Origin of the sequence: Flagellimonas alginilytica (assembly GCF_042134605.1) — a bacterium.
Classification (GTDB): domain Bacteria; phylum Bacteroidota; class Bacteroidia; order Flavobacteriales; family Flavobacteriaceae; genus Flagellimonas; species Flagellimonas alginolytica.
The window spans coordinates 524,173-540,377 of the sequence record NZ_CP169638.1 but is presented as its reverse complement, the minus strand read 5'-3'; the positions used below and the strand labels follow the sequence as shown (position 1 = coordinate 540,377).

18 protein-coding genes and 1 tRNA gene are annotated in these 16,205 nt (G+C 40.6%); 14 read left to right on the top strand and 5 right to left on the bottom strand.

Annotated elements, in window-relative coordinates:
* The 11 genes from ABTP35_RS02390 to ABTP35_RS02340 all read left to right on the top strand — a co-directional run bounded on the left by ABTP35_RS02390 (position 1) and on the right by ABTP35_RS02340 (position 8,165).
* On the top strand, positions 1–1,029 hold the full coding sequence (locus ABTP35_RS02390; RefSeq protein ID WP_225621182.1) for a nucleotidyl transferase AbiEii/AbiGii toxin family protein: 1,029 nt from the start codon (positions 1–3) through the stop codon (positions 1,027–1,029).
* Positions 1,030–1,642: 613 nt separating this feature from the next.
* Positions 1,643–2,431: a hypothetical protein gene (locus ABTP35_RS02385; RefSeq protein WP_375334416.1), complete on the top strand. Its 789-nt coding sequence runs from the start codon at positions 1,643–1,645 to the stop codon at positions 2,429–2,431.
* Complete coding sequence (locus ABTP35_RS02380) at positions 2,428–2,913, top strand: hypothetical protein (protein ID WP_166248839.1); 486 nt, start codon at positions 2,428–2,430, stop codon at positions 2,911–2,913. The genes ABTP35_RS02385 and ABTP35_RS02380 overlap by 4 nt, the downstream gene beginning before the upstream one ends.
* A 171-nt stretch (positions 2,914–3,084) precedes the next feature.
* Entirely contained in the window at positions 3,085–3,432 is a 348-nt protein-coding gene (mobC, locus tag ABTP35_RS02375; protein ID WP_166248838.1) for a plasmid mobilization relaxosome protein MobC, read from the top strand.
* Positions 3,422–4,471, top strand: coding sequence for a relaxase/mobilization nuclease domain-containing protein (locus tag ABTP35_RS02370; RefSeq protein WP_166248837.1), 1,050 nt, complete (start codon positions 3,422–3,424; stop codon positions 4,469–4,471). The genes mobC and ABTP35_RS02370 overlap by 11 nt, the downstream gene beginning before the upstream one ends.
* Before the next feature lie 8 nt (positions 4,472–4,479).
* On the top strand, positions 4,480–4,770 hold the full coding sequence (locus ABTP35_RS02365) for a hypothetical protein (RefSeq protein ID WP_166248836.1): 291 nt from the start codon (positions 4,480–4,482) through the stop codon (positions 4,768–4,770).
* Positions 4,771–4,902: 132 nt separating this feature from the next.
* Positions 4,903–5,085, top strand: coding sequence for a hypothetical protein (locus ABTP35_RS02360; protein WP_166248835.1), 183 nt, complete (start codon positions 4,903–4,905; stop codon positions 5,083–5,085).
* A 123-nt stretch (positions 5,086–5,208) separates the two neighbouring features.
* Positions 5,209–5,580, top strand: a complete 372-nt coding sequence (locus ABTP35_RS02355) for a type II toxin-antitoxin system HicB family antitoxin (protein WP_375334415.1) — start codon at positions 5,209–5,211, stop codon at positions 5,578–5,580.
* Positions 5,577–5,714, top strand: coding sequence for a hypothetical protein (locus tag ABTP35_RS02350; protein ID WP_158657159.1), 138 nt, complete (start codon positions 5,577–5,579; stop codon positions 5,712–5,714). Before ABTP35_RS02355 ends, ABTP35_RS02350 begins: the two co-directional genes overlap by 4 nt.
* 3 nt (positions 5,715–5,717) lie before the next feature.
* Positions 5,718–6,557, top strand: a complete 840-nt coding sequence (locus ABTP35_RS02345; RefSeq protein WP_166248833.1) for a Fic family protein — start codon at positions 5,718–5,720, stop codon at positions 6,555–6,557.
* A gap of 3 nt (positions 6,558–6,560) precedes the next feature.
* Complete coding sequence (locus ABTP35_RS02340; RefSeq protein ID WP_166248832.1) at positions 6,561–8,165, top strand: recombinase family protein; 1,605 nt, start codon at positions 6,561–6,563, stop codon at positions 8,163–8,165.
* On the opposite strand, the gene ABTP35_RS02335 is transcribed toward ABTP35_RS02340, so the two are convergent.
* Positions 8,131–8,204: transfer RNA gene (locus tag ABTP35_RS02335), tRNA-Arg, on the bottom strand. The two genes, ABTP35_RS02340 and ABTP35_RS02335, sit on opposite strands and share 35 nt — an antisense overlap.
* Before the next feature lie 61 nt (positions 8,205–8,265).
* Between ABTP35_RS02335 and ABTP35_RS02330 the strand changes: the two genes are divergently transcribed.
* Positions 8,266–8,778: an adenine phosphoribosyltransferase gene (locus tag ABTP35_RS02330; RefSeq protein ID WP_252079121.1), complete on the top strand. Its 513-nt coding sequence runs from the start codon at positions 8,266–8,268 to the stop codon at positions 8,776–8,778.
* On the opposite strand, the gene ABTP35_RS02325 is transcribed toward ABTP35_RS02330, so the two are convergent.
* The 3 genes from ABTP35_RS02325 to ABTP35_RS02315 form a co-directional block, all read right to left on the bottom strand.
* Positions 8,775–8,924 (bottom strand): SsrA-binding protein, encoded by a 150-nt coding sequence (locus ABTP35_RS02325; protein ID WP_293294155.1) that lies wholly within the window; start codon positions 8,922–8,924, stop codon positions 8,775–8,777. The genes ABTP35_RS02330 and ABTP35_RS02325 overlap by 4 nt on opposite strands.
* 521 nt (positions 8,925–9,445) lie before the next feature.
* Positions 9,446–11,224, bottom strand: coding sequence for a M56 family metallopeptidase (locus ABTP35_RS02320; protein ID WP_293294157.1), 1,779 nt, complete (start codon positions 11,222–11,224; stop codon positions 9,446–9,448).
* Positions 11,224–11,583 (bottom strand): BlaI/MecI/CopY family transcriptional regulator, encoded by a 360-nt coding sequence (locus ABTP35_RS02315; RefSeq protein WP_224835260.1) that lies wholly within the window; start codon positions 11,581–11,583, stop codon positions 11,224–11,226. Before ABTP35_RS02315 ends, ABTP35_RS02320 begins: the two co-directional genes overlap by 1 nt.
* Positions 11,584–11,734: 151 nt before the next feature.
* On the opposite strand from ABTP35_RS02315, the gene ABTP35_RS02310 reads away from it, so the two are divergent.
* Entirely contained in the window at positions 11,735–12,673 is a 939-nt protein-coding gene (locus tag ABTP35_RS02310; protein ID WP_224835259.1) for a calcium/sodium antiporter, read from the top strand.
* A gap of 60 nt (positions 12,674–12,733) precedes the next feature.
* On the opposite strand, the gene ABTP35_RS02305 is transcribed toward ABTP35_RS02310, so the two are convergent.
* Entirely contained in the window at positions 12,734–13,744 is a 1,011-nt protein-coding gene (locus ABTP35_RS02305) for a glutamine synthetase beta-grasp domain-containing protein (RefSeq protein WP_224835258.1), read from the bottom strand.
* 211 nt (positions 13,745–13,955) lie between these two features.
* Between ABTP35_RS02305 and ABTP35_RS02300 the strand changes: the two genes are divergently transcribed.
* Positions 13,956–16,142: a glutamine synthetase III gene (locus tag ABTP35_RS02300; protein ID WP_375334414.1), complete on the top strand. Its 2,187-nt coding sequence runs from the start codon at positions 13,956–13,958 to the stop codon at positions 16,140–16,142.
* Positions 16,143–16,205 lie beyond the last annotated feature (63 nt).

Here is a 16,205-nt window from a genome sequence, read left to right as displayed (position 1 = left end):
ATGAAATTTTACGATATACCCAAAGAAGATAGGCTTGCCATCTTTAAAAATGTAGAAGGCAAAACGGGAATACCAGATTTTGCGGTTGAAAAGGACTGGTGGGTCGTCAGTACATTGGGAATAATATTTGAAATGGGGATAGCGGAACATTTGGTCTTTAAGGGCGGGACGTCGCTAAGCAAGGCTTGGAAACTGATCGATCGATTTAGCGAAGATATCGACCTTGCCGTTGACCGGGGATTTTTTGGATATTCAGGGGAGCTATCAAAAAAACAGCTGACCAAGCTGAGGAAAGAAACGAGTTCCTATATTTCAGGGAAATTTTATCCAGAGTTGCAGCAGCGATTTAAGAGCAATGGATTTAAGGATGTGGGTTTCAATATCATTCCGGCCGAATCAAGCGACCAAGACCCTCGTATCATAGAAATCTATTATCCATTTCTGACCAAATCCCCCGGATACATCCAACCAAGGGTACAAGTTGAAATTGGCTGTCGTTCTCTAAGGGAACCATTTCAATCAAAACCGATAAGCTCCTTTGTGGACGAAGAATATCCCGATGCCGAATTTGTAGCGCCTCCAGTAAAGGTTCCATCCGTAACCCCTGAAAGGACTTTTTTAGAAAAACTTTTTCTATTGCATGAGGAATTCCAACGTCCCAAGGAAAAGATAAGGGTGGATAGGCTAAGCCGTCATTTGTACGATATTTTCCAATTATCGAAAACGGAATTTGCGGTCAATGCCATCCACGACAAAGGTTTATATGAAACCATTGTAAATCATAGATATGTATTCACAAAACTTGGTGGGGTCGATTATAATCTGCATCGACCTCAGGATATACGGCCCATCCCACCCCCTGAGTATGAGGACGATTGGAAGGCAGATTATAAAACCATGCAAGAGCAAATGATTTATGGGGATTCCCCAGCCTATGAAAATTTGGTCAAGGGAATCCAAGGATTTTTAGAAAAGATGAATGTTTTGGATTGGAGAATGGGAGTGGAATTTCCCTTACCCAAAAGTTGAGATCAATTTGGGCAGGACAACCATATAAACGAATCAAATAGGAATAAAGACTATGTAATCGGAATCCATAATGGATGATGTTTGATATGAACACCTAAATTTAATCATCTTTGTTATCGATTAAAGAATCAATGAGTTATGGGAAAAATTAAAAAATTTAATTCGGACACCTTCTTAAGGATATTCGCCCTATTAATGTCCGTGTCGCTGTGTTCTTGGATCGCACCACTTGTTTTTGAATTAGAGGTTAATGAGATTAAAGTGGTCTACATGATAAGAACATTCACTTTCGTTATGATTACTTTAATGATTATTGTTCCGTTAATTTTATTCTCTTTCGAAAAACCAAAAAAGTACAAATAGGCAATTAAAACGAATAGGAATGCCAGAAGACGAATTTTCCATACAGGTAAAGTCAAAATAGCAAGGAGAATACCTTGATGGATTTGTACGGTCTTCCCATTTATAAGGAAGAAGTTATAGACTATCTTTTGGAGGGTAATTGCGATAATCAGTTTCTGCTATTTATGTTCTCTTCAAAAGGGTGGATACGGCCAAGAACGAAGTGATGTATTATTTGAATCTTTTCCGTTACATTGATTAAATTTATACCATGTCGGAAACCCTATATAAAGTACTGGATTTCAGTCGGCCGATAGGCCGACAGTCGTTCAGGGAAGTCATTAGTGAACTGGATGGTCATTCCCCTTCCCACAAAAAGTCTGCGCTTTCAGAAGGGCAACTGAAAACCCTTATCGCGGCCATCTTTACGTATGGACTTCATTATGACGAAGTCCCCAAAGAGCAAAGGGAACTGCTGTTAAAGGCAATTCTGGAAGATAAACAACCGCTGTTTGACCTGTCCCAAACCTTTGGAAGACATCTGATAAACAACCTGGGTAATTCCGCGAAATTACAGCTGGAAGCACTAAAAAATATCGAATATGACTTTAAACGGCCATTGTCCAATGAACCGCTAGTGGATTTTGTAGAAATGGAACTCTTGGACCAGACCACCTCGTACCGGAAATGGGAATATGGCCGATTCTCCGTAGTTTACATGGCCGCTCATTTATCGAAGCATGTCGGATGGGAAAGTATGGAGAAAACCGTGAAAGAAAAGAAGCTCCTTCCCGAAGGTTATCTCAAAAGTCTTGGTAAGGAATTGGAAAATGCCCGCTATGGTCTCGATGCCCACGAACAATTACTGCTACATCTTATCGTAAAGGCCAAGCTCTGGCCAAAAAAGACTACCATGGCCGATTATTTGTTGGCGGGCTCTATAGTGCAACAACACCTGCTCGGCCTCTCCCTTCGGCTCGAAAAACTTGCCAAGGCATTGGTAAATGTTATAGAGCGAACTCCAAACATAAACAAACGCAGGGGCGGCCCTAAATTATGATTCCGTCGGAAAAACTGCTCAGCTATCTGGAGGAATTGGCCAAGGAGGAACATCCCGAGGTCAACGGCAAGGAATATTCCCGATTACAGGTCCTTTTGGCCGAGCGTTTGGTACGCGATGTACAAAATGCCATCGGCATCGCTTCGCAGAAACCGAAACTTTCCCGCAGGAGGGCCTTTATCGTAATCTTGGAAGAACTTTATTACAATGTCCCCAACTATCCCAAAGATCTTACCCTTCAAGGTATCCACAGAAGGGCTTCCCAACGGTTCGAATTTATGAACAGAGACGTAAAATCCTTTACAACGCCCATGGAGGTGCATCCTAAAGACCCCTGTACTTTTTATGAGGACAACGCACATGGCAAGGCACGCTATAGATCCGCATTAAAGCATCTCGTATTGGAATCCCATAGATACTTTGAGGTTCCTGAAGCGGAGGCTTCCCTTAAAATCCTTTTTGAGGACGTAAAACTCTGCTGAATCCATTTACCGTACAACACTCCGTGTACGGCAAAGCCCTTATTGACTTGCGATATGTTTTAGGTTTGGCCTAAGTTAATCGGAGGTCACGTAGCAAGTTGTGTTTTTGCTAACAAAAACCCTACGCACTTCGTTTGCAGATTATCTGAAATACAAGCTAAATCAATTGAAATGGGAAGACCGAAAAAAGAATTTACAGCACGAAAGACAATACAGGTCAATGTAAGAATGACCGCTGATGATTATTCCAAAGTTTCCAATAATGCGGAAACTATCGGGTTGTCCATTGCGGAATTTATCCGAAGAAAGATTACGAAAAAGTCGCTACCAAAGAAAAAGGTAAGTCCATCGGACCGGAAACTTTTTGTTGAACTTAGTCGAGTGGGAAACAATCTGAACCAAATCGCCAAGGTCCTAAACTCGGGTATTCGTGACCCTTTCAGTATTCATAGACAATTAGAAGAAGTAAAAACGCTATTGCAATACCTTAAATCAAATATCGCACACAATGATCGGTAAGATAGTCATAGGAAAGGATTTTTATGGAGTGCTGGCCTACAATGAAAAAAAGGTCCGTGAAGGGGTTGGGTATGTCATCGATTCCAATATCGAACATTCCACTTCCGTTGAAATGACGCAGGAATTCAACTTGATAAGGGAGCTACGCCCAAACCTCGGGAAATCGGTACTTCATGTCTCCCTGAACCTGCCGCATTCGGATTATTTGGATGATAAGACGTTCGTATCGGTCGGGTGCGATTATCTGATGAAGATGGGTTTTGACAACAATCAGTTTATCATGTACCGTCATACCGATACGGAACATGAGCATATCCATATTATAGCCAATAGGGTAAGATATTCAGGGAGGTTGACAAGCGATAGTAATATTAAAAGGAGAAGCCGTAAAATACTTGATGATCTGGAAAAGAAATACGGACTGACCCAAATTGTTGGTAAGGCGAATACCCAAAAATCACTTACTCAAAAAGAAATAGAGAAGACCCTAAGAACGGGTAATGTTCCGATAAAACTTGTTCTTCAGGACAAAATCGGTTCGGTAATTTCAAGGGCCACGGATACAGCGCAATTCATCACATTGTTACAACAGCAAAATATATCGCCAAGATTCAACGTGAGCAAAACCACGGGAAGAGTCTCGGGCATATCCTTCAAATACCAAGGAGTTGTATATAAAGGAAGTACCCTCGGTAAAAAATTTTCATGGAACAGCATCGTAAAACATATCGCTTATGAGCAAACAAGAGACCGTCCGGTTATACTATCGGCTAATGAAAAAGAACGAGGAACTCATAATACTGGCGAAAGAAACCATGGAACGACAATCAGGCATGAACAAAGAAATAACAGAACTGCACAAGGCACTCAAGATTCTTCTGGGGAATCAAAAGGTCATCTGGGAAAAATTGAAGGAGATGGAGTAGTCCAACCTCTAGTAGATGAAACGGAATGGAATCCGTTTAAACTCGAACTTATGGATGATGGTATTAAGAAAAAGCGCAAAATAAAGAAGAAAAAGAAAGGACTGAACCTATAGAAGATATTATGAAAGAGAACAATAAGTTACAATCTTCGGAACTAACTCCATCTGAAATTCAGGTGCTGGAGATGATACGGAACAAAAGGTTTCTATCCATTAAGTTGATTATCAAAAATGGGGAGGTCGATACAATCGAGGGTTTGGAGCGACTACGAACAGGAGAGCGTATTATCGATATGTTGAAACAACATGATTTTCAGAATCTGGAAATCAAGCAAAGCAACGGTAAAATTGTTTGTGTGAACAGGATTTTCAAGAAAAAAATCCTTCAGGCCAAGAATACCAAGAGTTGTTGACCGTTATTCATAAGTATGGAATAAAATAATGGGTTCTGGAGAATCTAATAACAAAAAAAGGTAAATTAAAGCCTGCTTTCACAAATACGGAAGTCACCTTCAAGACACGGGAGCTGCCGATATGTATGGAAAATGTCGAACTCAACAGTCGAGCCAAAGCAGAAAAACAAAGTATTCAACAGTACATGGCTTAGAACTTACAAAGGTTTTGAGGATTGTTCGGTAGAAGATGCGGAGCGAATCGTAGAACAACTTCTAGCACTTGCCAACATAGTCTGTGACCATGTCCAAAAGGTAAGTAAAGACGAAGATTAAATTTAAAAAACAGCAACTAAATAATAGTTGCATTTTAGTATCTTTGATAATGGGTGGATTTAGGATTATGTTCGTGAACGAACGAAACAATAGGGAATAAAGCGGATCAGGAAAATAGAAGCAATGGCGGATAATTTGGAACATGAAGGGTATTTCGGTTCCGTGGAGTATAGTTCTCGGGACGGGCTGCTACACGGAAAAATTATCGGAATAAACGACTTGGTCAGCTATGAGGGCGGGTCCGTTGAAGAGCTGAAGAAAGCCTTTGAAGAATCCGTTGAAGATTATCTTGAAACCTGCAAGGAGCTTGGCAAAGAACCGAACAGGTTTTATAGGGGCGTGTTCAATATCCGTACATCCAGTGAAATCCACAGAAAACTTTCGATAATGGCCGAAAGGGAAAAAATGAAACTGAACGAACTGGTCAACAAGGCCTTTGATTATCTGGTAAAGAACGAGGACAAGGTCCTGAACCAAAATAAGGTCGAACAATGAGAACGGGAACCAAAAGAATGTTGACCGCAAGTGGAGAATGGGCCAAACATTTGAGGCCATTTCGAAAAAGAGTGTTCTGGAAAGCCGAAAGACAGGCCCAAAAGAAAATAGAAATCGATTCAAAATTCAAATAGCCCATGGAAGGAAAGGATCCGTTCGTCGCAACCAGAAAAAAATACGATTCCCTAAAGGAGAAATATGATAAATTGATCGTATCGGCCTTTGATGCCGATGATTTCAGGAGATACAATGAAATCCTGTTTTCCGCCCACAGTTGTGGTATAGAGGGCAATAGCTTCAGCGTGGACGACACGAGGGAGCTTAAGGAAAAGGGGTATGCCGTTAATCTTGTCAACAAGACCTTACTGGAAGCGTTCGAAATAATGGACCATTTCAATGCCTACGATTATATCCTGAAAAACAAGGGTTCCGATTTCAACGAATCCTTCGTAAGAACGGTACATAAAATATTGACCAAAAATACATTGCCCTATAAAGGCCACAAACCCGGGGAATATGCCAAGACCCAAATGGCGGCCGGTGATACGGTATTCCGTGACACCAAAAAGGCCATAGCGAACATGCCAAGGCTTCTGGCCAGTTTTGACGATGCCATCAAAAACAAAAAAACCCACCCTTTGGAGTTGAGCGCCATATTCCACAAAATGTTCATTTACAGCCATCCCTTTCCGGATGGTAATGGAAGGTTAGGCCGGTTGCTGTCCAATTTTATTCTGGAGAAGTTCAAACATCCCCATATCATTATTTTAAAGGAGGATAGGCAGGAATATATCGATGCACTCAAAGCTTCCGAGAAGCACAACAATATGTTGGCGATAGTCAACTTTTTCTATGATACATCGATCAAGAGAATGCAAAATGAAATAGGTCAAAAAAAAAACCTTTCGAAGAATTTCAACTTGGGTTTTGAGGACGGGAATAAAAGAAAAAAGGGTTTTACAGGCCCAAAAAGATAGCATATGGACTTAGAGGTATTCGAGCAATTTGCCAAGAAGGAAAAGGGAAGAATCATAGGTAAAAGTAATACGGCCGTCATTTACACCCGTGTTTCCAGCAAAGAGCAATTTGACAACAATGCCAGTCTAACTACCCAACTCAAATATTGCCAAGAGTATGCGATCAGAAAAAAGCTAGAGATAATCGAATATTTCGGGGGAACCTATGAATCGGCAAAGAGCGACGAACGTAGGGAATTCCAAAAGATGCTAAGCTATGTCAAGCGACGAAAGAACATCGGTTATATCATTGTCTATTCCTACGATAGGTTTTCAAGAACTGGCGCGAACGGTGCATATATCAGTGGGCAACTAAAGAAACAGGGAATAGCGGTCGTTTCGGCCACCCAGGAAATCGATGTTACAACAAGCGCAGGTACGTTCCAGGAAAATCTTTTCCACATGTTTTCCCACTTCGACAACCAAATCCGCAGGGACAAATCCATTACGGGCATGCAGGAGAAGTTACGGAAGGGATACTGGACGGGAGCTTATCCCTTTGGTTACACCAATGCCAATCCCGGAAAGGGGAAGGTTCCTAATTTCGTGATTACCAAAAAAGGAAGACTACTCAAGCAAGCGTTTTTGTGGAAGGCGAACGCAAATATGTCCCATGTCGAGATTGCAAAACGCTTGGAAGAAAAGGGCTTGAATATCAACGCAAAAAAACTGACCGACCTTTTCAGGAACCCTTTTTACTGCGGGCTTATTGTCAATAGTCTGATTCCGGGAGAGGTAATTCCGGGAAAACATGAAGCTTTAATACCAAAGAAAGTATTTCTTAAAATCCATGATTTGCTTCACGCAGGGAATTCACCGAAGAAATATTCGTTCGACGATGAAAACCTGCCATTGAAAAAGTTCGTCAGATCCTCGGTTTGCGGAACACCTTACACTGGATTTATCGTAAAGAAAAAGGGCCTGTATTATTACAAGAATAGGCGTAAAGGAAGCAAGGAGAACAGAAGTGCCAAAAAGCTGCATGACGAATTTTTAAACGTATTAGGGAGGTTTAAAATAGCAGATAGAAAGTATATCGAACCATTAACGGCGATAATTCACGACACCTTAATTAATAAAAATCAAGAAGCTCTAGAAGACCAAAGGCGATTGACCAAGGAACTCGGCCAGATCGGGGAACGTATTCATACATTGGAAAGAAGGTTTGTTGTACTAAATGAAATCACGAAGTCGCAATACGACCTTTTTATGCCGGAACTAAAAGCGAAACAAAGGGAACTGGAAGTAAAACTGGAAAATGGGGGGATCAATAGTTCAAACCTCAAAAAATCGGTAAAGATGGCACTTGGTTATGCCTGTAACCTGCCTAAATTGTGGGAGTTAGGCGATTTGGAAACCAAAAGGGCCGTACAATATATGGTGTTCCCTGACGGGATTGCGTATAACTTCAAAAAAAAGCTAGTTCAAACTTTTCGTGTCAATGAAATATTTGGTGCAATATCCTCATTTTCAGATAATTGCAAGGAAATAGAAAAGGGGAATTTCCATCAAATTTGTGGAAAATCCCCTTTAGTGACCGCGGCAGGATTCAAACCTGCAACCTTCTGAGCCGTAATCAGATGCGCTATTCAGTTGCGCCACGCGGCCTTATTTAAGGGCTGCAAATATATTTCTTTTTAACTTTACCACAAAACCCTAGCGAACAAAAATGGATTTTGAACCCTACATTCGTGATATTAAGGACTTCCCAAAACCGGGCGTGACTTTTAAGGATATAACGCCCCTATTAAAAAATGCCACAGCGCTGCAAAAGGCGGCCAATGCCTTGGTGGGGTTTATTGGCAATACGAAAATTGATAAAGTAGTAGGGGTGGACAGCCGAGGTTTTATTTTTGCTCCCATGTTGGCCGAAAAACTAGGTGCTGGTTTTGTAACTGTCCGAAAATCAGGAAAGCTACCTTATACGACTATTTCTGAGTCCTATGATCTGGAATATGGAAAGGGGATCTTGGAAATCCACACGGACGCCATTGAGGAAGGTGACAAGGTGTTGGTGCACGACGATGTACTGGCAACAGGTGGGACTGCCGAAGCCGTATGTAAATTAGTGGAGAAGCTAGGGGGAGAGGTGGTCCAGTGCAATTTTCTAATCGAACTTTCCTTTTTAAAGGGGGGCGATAAGCTCAACGGTTATCCTGTAAAAGCCCTACTGAGATATTAATTATTGTCCAAAGCCTTGGTGGTTACAAAATAGCGCCACCCGATTATCGCTAGCTGCAATTTACTTGCCTTGGATAGATCCAGTCCCTTTTTAGAATATGACGGGAGAATAACCTTGTTTACTTTGGCCAAAACCTTGTAAAACATAAATTAATTGGGTTTAGGACAAATATAGGCAAAGCAACTTATAGGTTATATCTTATAAGGTTGCAGGTAGCTCGGTGTTTTTTAAATAAAAATTAGAGTCAGGAGTTGCATTAAAAGAGCGATGAAAAACTTTACGATTGCGATCATTTTTTAGATTGGTTTAAATGTTGAACAAACAACTATTTTGCTTGTATGTTTTTCGAATATAGAATGATAAAAGTCATGCTTCCAAGCTATTGAGTAAAAATCTATGCAATTGAATACGAGATTGAATCTTTTAAAACGGTAAGCTGCTATAAGTGTAATCTTGGTGCTTGGTAAAAATTAATATATGTAACCTATAAGTGTTTGTGTGGTTAAATAATGTTAGAATTGTAGAGGGTCTTTTAATAGGTTTGCCAAAACCTAGGGAGCTTTCGTTTAAAAAAGCGCTATTTTTAGCTGTTTCGTTTCTCGATAAAAAAAGAGCCGCTAAAAAAAGCGACTCATTCAACATTAAGTTTTTATGGTTTAAAAAGGAATTATTTATTTTTTTTGGTGGTTATCTCAACCACTCCATTTGTAGCTTTTTTACCATATTTTTCAATAGCAGGGTCTCCCTTTAAAACGGTTACATTTTCAATATCGGAAGGTGATATTTTATTGACCATTTTTTGTTTTGTTTTTTTACCATCCACAATATACAGTGGTCGACCTTTGTCATCAGAACTTATAAAAAGGAAGTTCGAGTCATCACCGCTGACTTCGATATCCTCGTCATCATCGGAATCCCTAATGACCATTACATTTGTTTTATTCTCAATGTTCACATCCTTGTCGTCAATCATTTTCATTACAAATGCACCGTCTTTCTTTTTTCCAATTTTCTCAATTTTTACATTCTTCTTTCTGTTACCTTTTTGTTTGACTATAAAAACACTTTCTTCATCACTATCCTCATCTAAATGTATATCCATGGTATGTAGCTTATCTTCATTGACCTCCTCACCATTGACGAATACCTTCTTTTTACCATCTACTTTTTTTACGATAATTTCTTTTTCGTCATCCGTACTCCATGAGACGTCACTATCATCCGTTCTATGGGTTTTAACCTTACTTTTCTTTTTTGCGTTCCAAAAGGAGACCGCATTGTTCGTATCATCGTATAGTACGGTTATAGGGTTGATCGGACTGTCGGAATTTGAGTTGTAATTCCCACTAAAGTCTTTACCGTTTGCGTTTTTTCCGCTTAGGTTCAACGAGATGGAAATAATTTCGCCGTCGTCGTTCCTTACTGTGGTATAGCTAAAGTCCACACCCTCTTTGGCCAAATCTTTTTTAATGTTGTCCAAATCCGCATCTGTGGTGTTCTTGTCAATGGTTAGCTCTACCATCTTGTCGTCTTTTGGTGTTTCTTTTACCATAACGTTATCGAGGGTGACGGAATCTTTATAAAGATATTTTTTCTCAATATTGAAACTCACAAGCAGCAATCCCAATAGAGGCATTACGGCCAATGTTTTAAGAATGTTGATTTTTTTCGATTGATTTTGATTTAACATGACTATTCGTTTTTTGATTAATGAATTATAAAATGAGTTGGCCAATGTGTATTCTTTTTGATCGACCGCCTGTTTTAGCATAAGGTACTGGTAGGATTTTTTGTTGTCCGTTTCTTCCACGGCGTAATGATCCGCCAAATACTCTAGGTTCTGTTTTATTGCACTTTGATACAACCATAGAATTGGATTGAACCAGAAAACTATCTTTAAAACTTCCAATAATAGAATATCCAAGGTGTGATATTGTCTTGCATGGACCTTTTCGTGTTCCAAAACCGAGCGTAGTTCGTTTGGTTCGAACAATCGCGGATTATAAAAAATATAATTGAAGAACGAGAAGGGGGAAATCCGCTTTTCCGTAATCATATGAACATATGGACTTTCCTTTTTAATATTTGCGTTTCTGGATAGCTTTCTTAGCGAAAGCAACCTTGTAATGAATTTTATAAATAGTAAAATGGCGACCGATAAGTATAAGGCTATGATTAAACCCTCGGGGACAATAAAGCCATTTTGACCTGTTGTGGCGGGAACTTGAGAGGAGGTTTCACCAACTTGCACTAAAATAGGTTGGGCCGCTACAACGGTTTGCTGAATTTTAAGTAATGGAAAGATAAAGGACAGTACCAGGCCTGCAACCAAAAACAGCCGATTCTCCATAAAAAGGGTCTCCTTTTTTAGAAAAATATGGTACACCGCCAAAAAACCACCGGCCACAAGAAAGGATTGTAAAATATATAGTAGAATGGTTTCCATTACTTTTTCTTTTCAATTAGGTCAATAATCTCTTTTAGCTCGGAAACCGATATCTTTTCTTCTTGTGCAAAATGTGAGACCAAACTCTTAAAAGAGTCGTTATAGTAATCGGCAATTGCGGCATTCACATATTTTTTGCGGTACTGTTCTTTGGTGATCAAAGGGAAATACCTATGGGTGTTACCGAACGCTTCGTGGTCTACGAATCCTTTTTCCTGTAGGTTTCTAACTATGGTGGACAAGGTGTTGTAATGCGGTTTTTCACCTCTAATTTCCTCAAGAATTTCTTTTACAAACGCTTTTTTGAGCTCCCAGAGAATTTTCATGATTTCCTCTTCCTTGTTGGTCAATTTTTGCATAATACTGTATTTGTTGCCCAAACTTAATACTAATCTTATAGTTAAACAACTATTTTTATAGTTTATTAACTAAAAAAGTAGTTTTTATTTTTGTTATAACCTTCTTGGGTGAGTTATTCTTCCATTATATTTGCATGCAAATCATACATTTTTGGGAAATCTACTTTTTATTGTTTTAGGATTGGTTCTGCTTATAGCAGGTGGAAATTGGTTGTTAAAATCGGCGGTAGCCCTGTCCTTGCGGCTCTATATCCCTAAAATTGTTATTGGTATGACGGTGGTTTCCTTTGCCACCTCTGCCCCAGAGCTTATTGTAAGCATAAAGGCTGCTTTGGATGGGTTTCCGGACCTTTCCCTGGGCAATGTTGTGGGGTCCAATATCGCAAATCTGGGACTGGTTTTGGCCATTACCGTAATAATGGGAAGTATAGATGTGCGTAAAAGTTTTTACACTACCGATTGGCCGGTTATGATAGTTGCTTCGTTGTTGTTTTGTGGCTTTATTTATTTTGATGGGGTTCTGGAACAATATGAAGGGATCATAATGGTATCCTTGCTATTTGTGTTCCTTGTTTACTTGCTGAGGTTTCAAAAAACAGCGGTAGTGGACGAAATGCCGGAGGACGATGTTCCTTTGCCATTGTATAAAATAGTCCTGTTTCTGGGAATAGGAGGAACTGCACTTTGGGGAGGTTCCGAGCTGCTTATTGATGGTGCAGTGGGTCTGGCGTCCTCCTTTGGAGTAAGTGATCGTGTAATTGGGATAACCATAGTGTCCGTAGGAACCAGTATTCCGGAGTTGGCAGCATCGGTAATCGCGGTGATCAAACAGGAAAAAGCGATTTCTTTAGGGAATTTGATCGGGTCCAATATTTTTAATCTGCTCGCGGTATTGGGAATAACTTCGATAATTACCCCGATAACCGTAATGGACGAGGGGTTGTTGTCCAGCGATATCTTTTGGATGCTTGGGATATCTTTTCTTATTTTTCCATTGGTGTTTTTTCCAAAAGGATTACGGTTGGGCTGGAGAGATGGTTTAATTCTTTTAACCTTCTATGTGGTATTTATATATATGACCATAAAATAAAAACCGCCCCTAATGTGGGACGGTTTTCATATATAATCAACAACTAATTAATATGTGTACTTATATATCCGCGGATTTAACCGTTTTAATAATTCTGGCAGCTACCTTATAAGGGTCGGCATTGGAAGCAGGTCTTCTGTCTTCCAACCATCCTTTCCAGCCCTTTTCCACGGTCATGATCGGAATCCTGATAGAGGCACCTCTATCGGAAACACCGTAGCTAAAGTCCTTAATGGAAGCTGTTTCGTGCTGTCCGGTCAATCTTTCATCGTTAAATTCACCATAAACGGCAATATGCTCTTTGGTAACCGGGCGGAAAGCTTCACATACTTTTTCATATGTTTCTTTAGATCCACAGGTTCTCAACAACGTATTGGAGAAGTTGGCGTGCATACCGGAACCGTTCCAATCCCCTTTGATCGGTTTTGGGTGGTACTCAATATAGTATCCGTAACTTTCTGTCAATCTCTGTAATAGGTAACGTGCGACCCAAATCTCGTCTCCGGCCTTTTTGGCGCCTTTGGCGAACAATTGGAACTCCCACTGCCCGGCAGCAACCTCTTGGTTAATACCTTCGAACTGAAGACCAGCATCCAAACAAAGGTCGGCGTGTTCCTCAACAAGATCCCTGCCCCAAGTATTTTTACCACCTACGGAACAATAGTATAATCCTTGTGGGCCTGGATAACCGCCAACGGGGAAGCCTAACGGCAGCTGGGTGGCCGTATCCATTATAAAGTACTCTTGTTCAAAACCAAACCAGAAATCGTGATCGGCATCGTCTATGGTCGCCCTCGAATTACTGGCATGAGGCGTTCCATCCGGATTTAAAACCTCTGTCATTACCAAAAAACCGTTTCTTCTGGCTGGATCTGGATAAATGGCAACGGGTTTCAATAAACAGTCGGAATTACCACCTTCTGCCTGTTTTGTGGATGAACCGTCAAAAGACCACATGGGGCAATCTTCTAGTTTGCCGCTGAAGTTTTCTTCTATTCTGGTCTTACTTCTGATGTTGGCTGTTGGGTCATATCCATCCAACCATAGATACTCTAATTTAGATTTGCTCATAATTCCGGTAGTTAATCGTTTTATATTTTATGATTCACAAAAATAATTGTTTCGATGGAATATCTGTATTTTGAGGGGGTAAAATCACAAATTTTCGTTTAATGTTTAAAATACCCCTTTTAAAGGTGGGGTCAAATATCAAAAAAGTAATTTTTTGATTATTAATTATTAAATTCTTAATTGTAGATTTGAAAATTAAAAATACTTCAATATGCCGCAAACAAGATTTCAAGCACTGACCGAAAGCCGCAATCGAACATATACCAATATCAACGAAACGGGCAAAAGGTCCGAACTCTTTGGGAAAAATGTTTTCAATGAAGAGAAAATGCTTCAGTTTTTAACTGCAGAAGCATTGGATAACGTAAAATCGGCAATATTTCAAGGAACCAAAATCGATCGTAAAATCGCCAATCAGGTAGCGGAGGGGATGAAAGCGTGGGCACTATCGGTCGGAGCGACCCATTATACCCATTGGTTTCAACCGCTCACAGGTTCTACAGCAGAAAAACAGGATGCATTTTTTGATCTGCTTCCAGATGGTAGGGCCATGGAGAAGTTTGGAGGGGCCCAGTTGGTGCAGCAAGAACCGGATGCATCCAGTTTTCCCAGTGGCGGTATCCGAAATACGTTTGAAGCCCGAGGATATACGGCTTGGGACCCAACATCTCCTGCATTTATTTATAAGACCACTCTTTGTATACCTACCATATTCGTGGCGTATACCGGCGAGGCGTTGGATAATAAAGCGCCATTGCTGCGGGCATTGAGCGCTGTGGATGAAGCGGCGACCTCCGTAGCACAGTATTTTGATAAAAATGTTAGAAAAGTACATGCTACCTTGGGTTGGGAACAAGAGTATTTTTTAATCGATAAATCTTTGGCCAAATCCAGGATAGACCTTTCGGTCACCGGGCGAACTTTAGTGGGGAGTTTTTCTGCCAAAGGACAACAGTTGGACGATCATTATTTTGGGGTGATTCCTGCCCGGGCTTTGGCATTTATGAGCGAACTCGAAAAAGAATGCACCAAATTGGGAATCCCCGTCAAAACCCGTCATAATGAGGTGGCGCCGAACCAATTTGAATTGGCCTCGGTTTTTGAAGAAGCCAATCTCTCCGTAGACCATAATCTATTACTAATGGATGTTATGGAGGAAATTGCCGATAAATTCAATTTCACCGTGCTCTTCCACGAAAAACCATTTGCTGGAATAAATGGGTCCGGAAAACACAACAACTGGTCCTTGGCCACCGATACGGGAGTAAACCTGTTGAGTCCTGGAACCACACCAATGAAAAACCTTCAATTCCTTACATTTTTTGTAAACACCATTAAGGCGGTGGATACCTATGAGGAATTGTTGAGGTCTTCCATTGCATCTGCGAGCAATGATCATAGGTTGGGGGCTAACGAAGCGCCTCCACCAATAATTTCCATATTTATAGGTAAACAATTGAGCGATGTGCTCGACGAACTCGAAGGGGTTTCCAAGGGAAAGCTGTCACCTAAAGAAAAAACCGAGCTCAAACTTAATGTGGTAGGTAAAATACCAGAGATACTGCTGGACAATACGGATAGGAACCGAACTTCTCCGTTTGCCTTTACTGGGAACAAATTTGAAATGAGGGGGGTTGGGGCCAAAACCAACTGCGCCAAGCCCATGACCTTGCTCAACACTATTGTGGCCAAGCAACTTACAGATTTTAAAAAGGAGGTCGATACCCTGATCGACAAGAAAAACCTGAAAAAGGACGAGGCGGTCTTTAACGTATTGCGAGAATATATCAAAACCTCCAAGCGTATCCGTTTCGAAGGAGATGGATATGGACTGGAGTGGCAAGAAGAGGCACGCAGGCGCAAATTGAGCATCAACAAAAATACTCCCGAAGCACTGCAGGTAATTACTTCCAAAGAAAGTATTTCGCTGTTCAAACAGATGAAAGTACTGAGCGAAGTGGAGCTTAAAGCACATAAGGAAGTAGAGTTGGGTGCCTATATTTTCCATATCCAGATAGAGGGAAGGGTATTGGGAGAAATGGTGTACAACCATATTATTCCTGCAGCCGTAAAATACCAAAATGTGTTGTTAAAGAACATTCGAGGGTTAAAAGAAGTATATGGGGCGGCACACAAAAAAGTCGCAGAAAGCCAATTGAATATTTTGGAACAGGTAGGAGAACACATCCTGAGTATAAAAAAACTTACCGACGAGATGGCAGATGCACGCAAACGTGCCAATGGCATGTCCATGGTGGATAGAAAGGCCAAAGCGTATTGCGATAATGTGAGGCCATATTTTGAAAAGATCCGGGAGCATTCCGATAAATTGGAAAAATTGATTGCCGACGAGTTTTGGCCTTTGACCAAGTATCGGGAAATATTGTTCTCCAAGTAGTTTGGTGCCAAAGAGGAAAAGACGGAAAGCATGTCAATAGTTTGATGGCTTTCCGTTATTTTT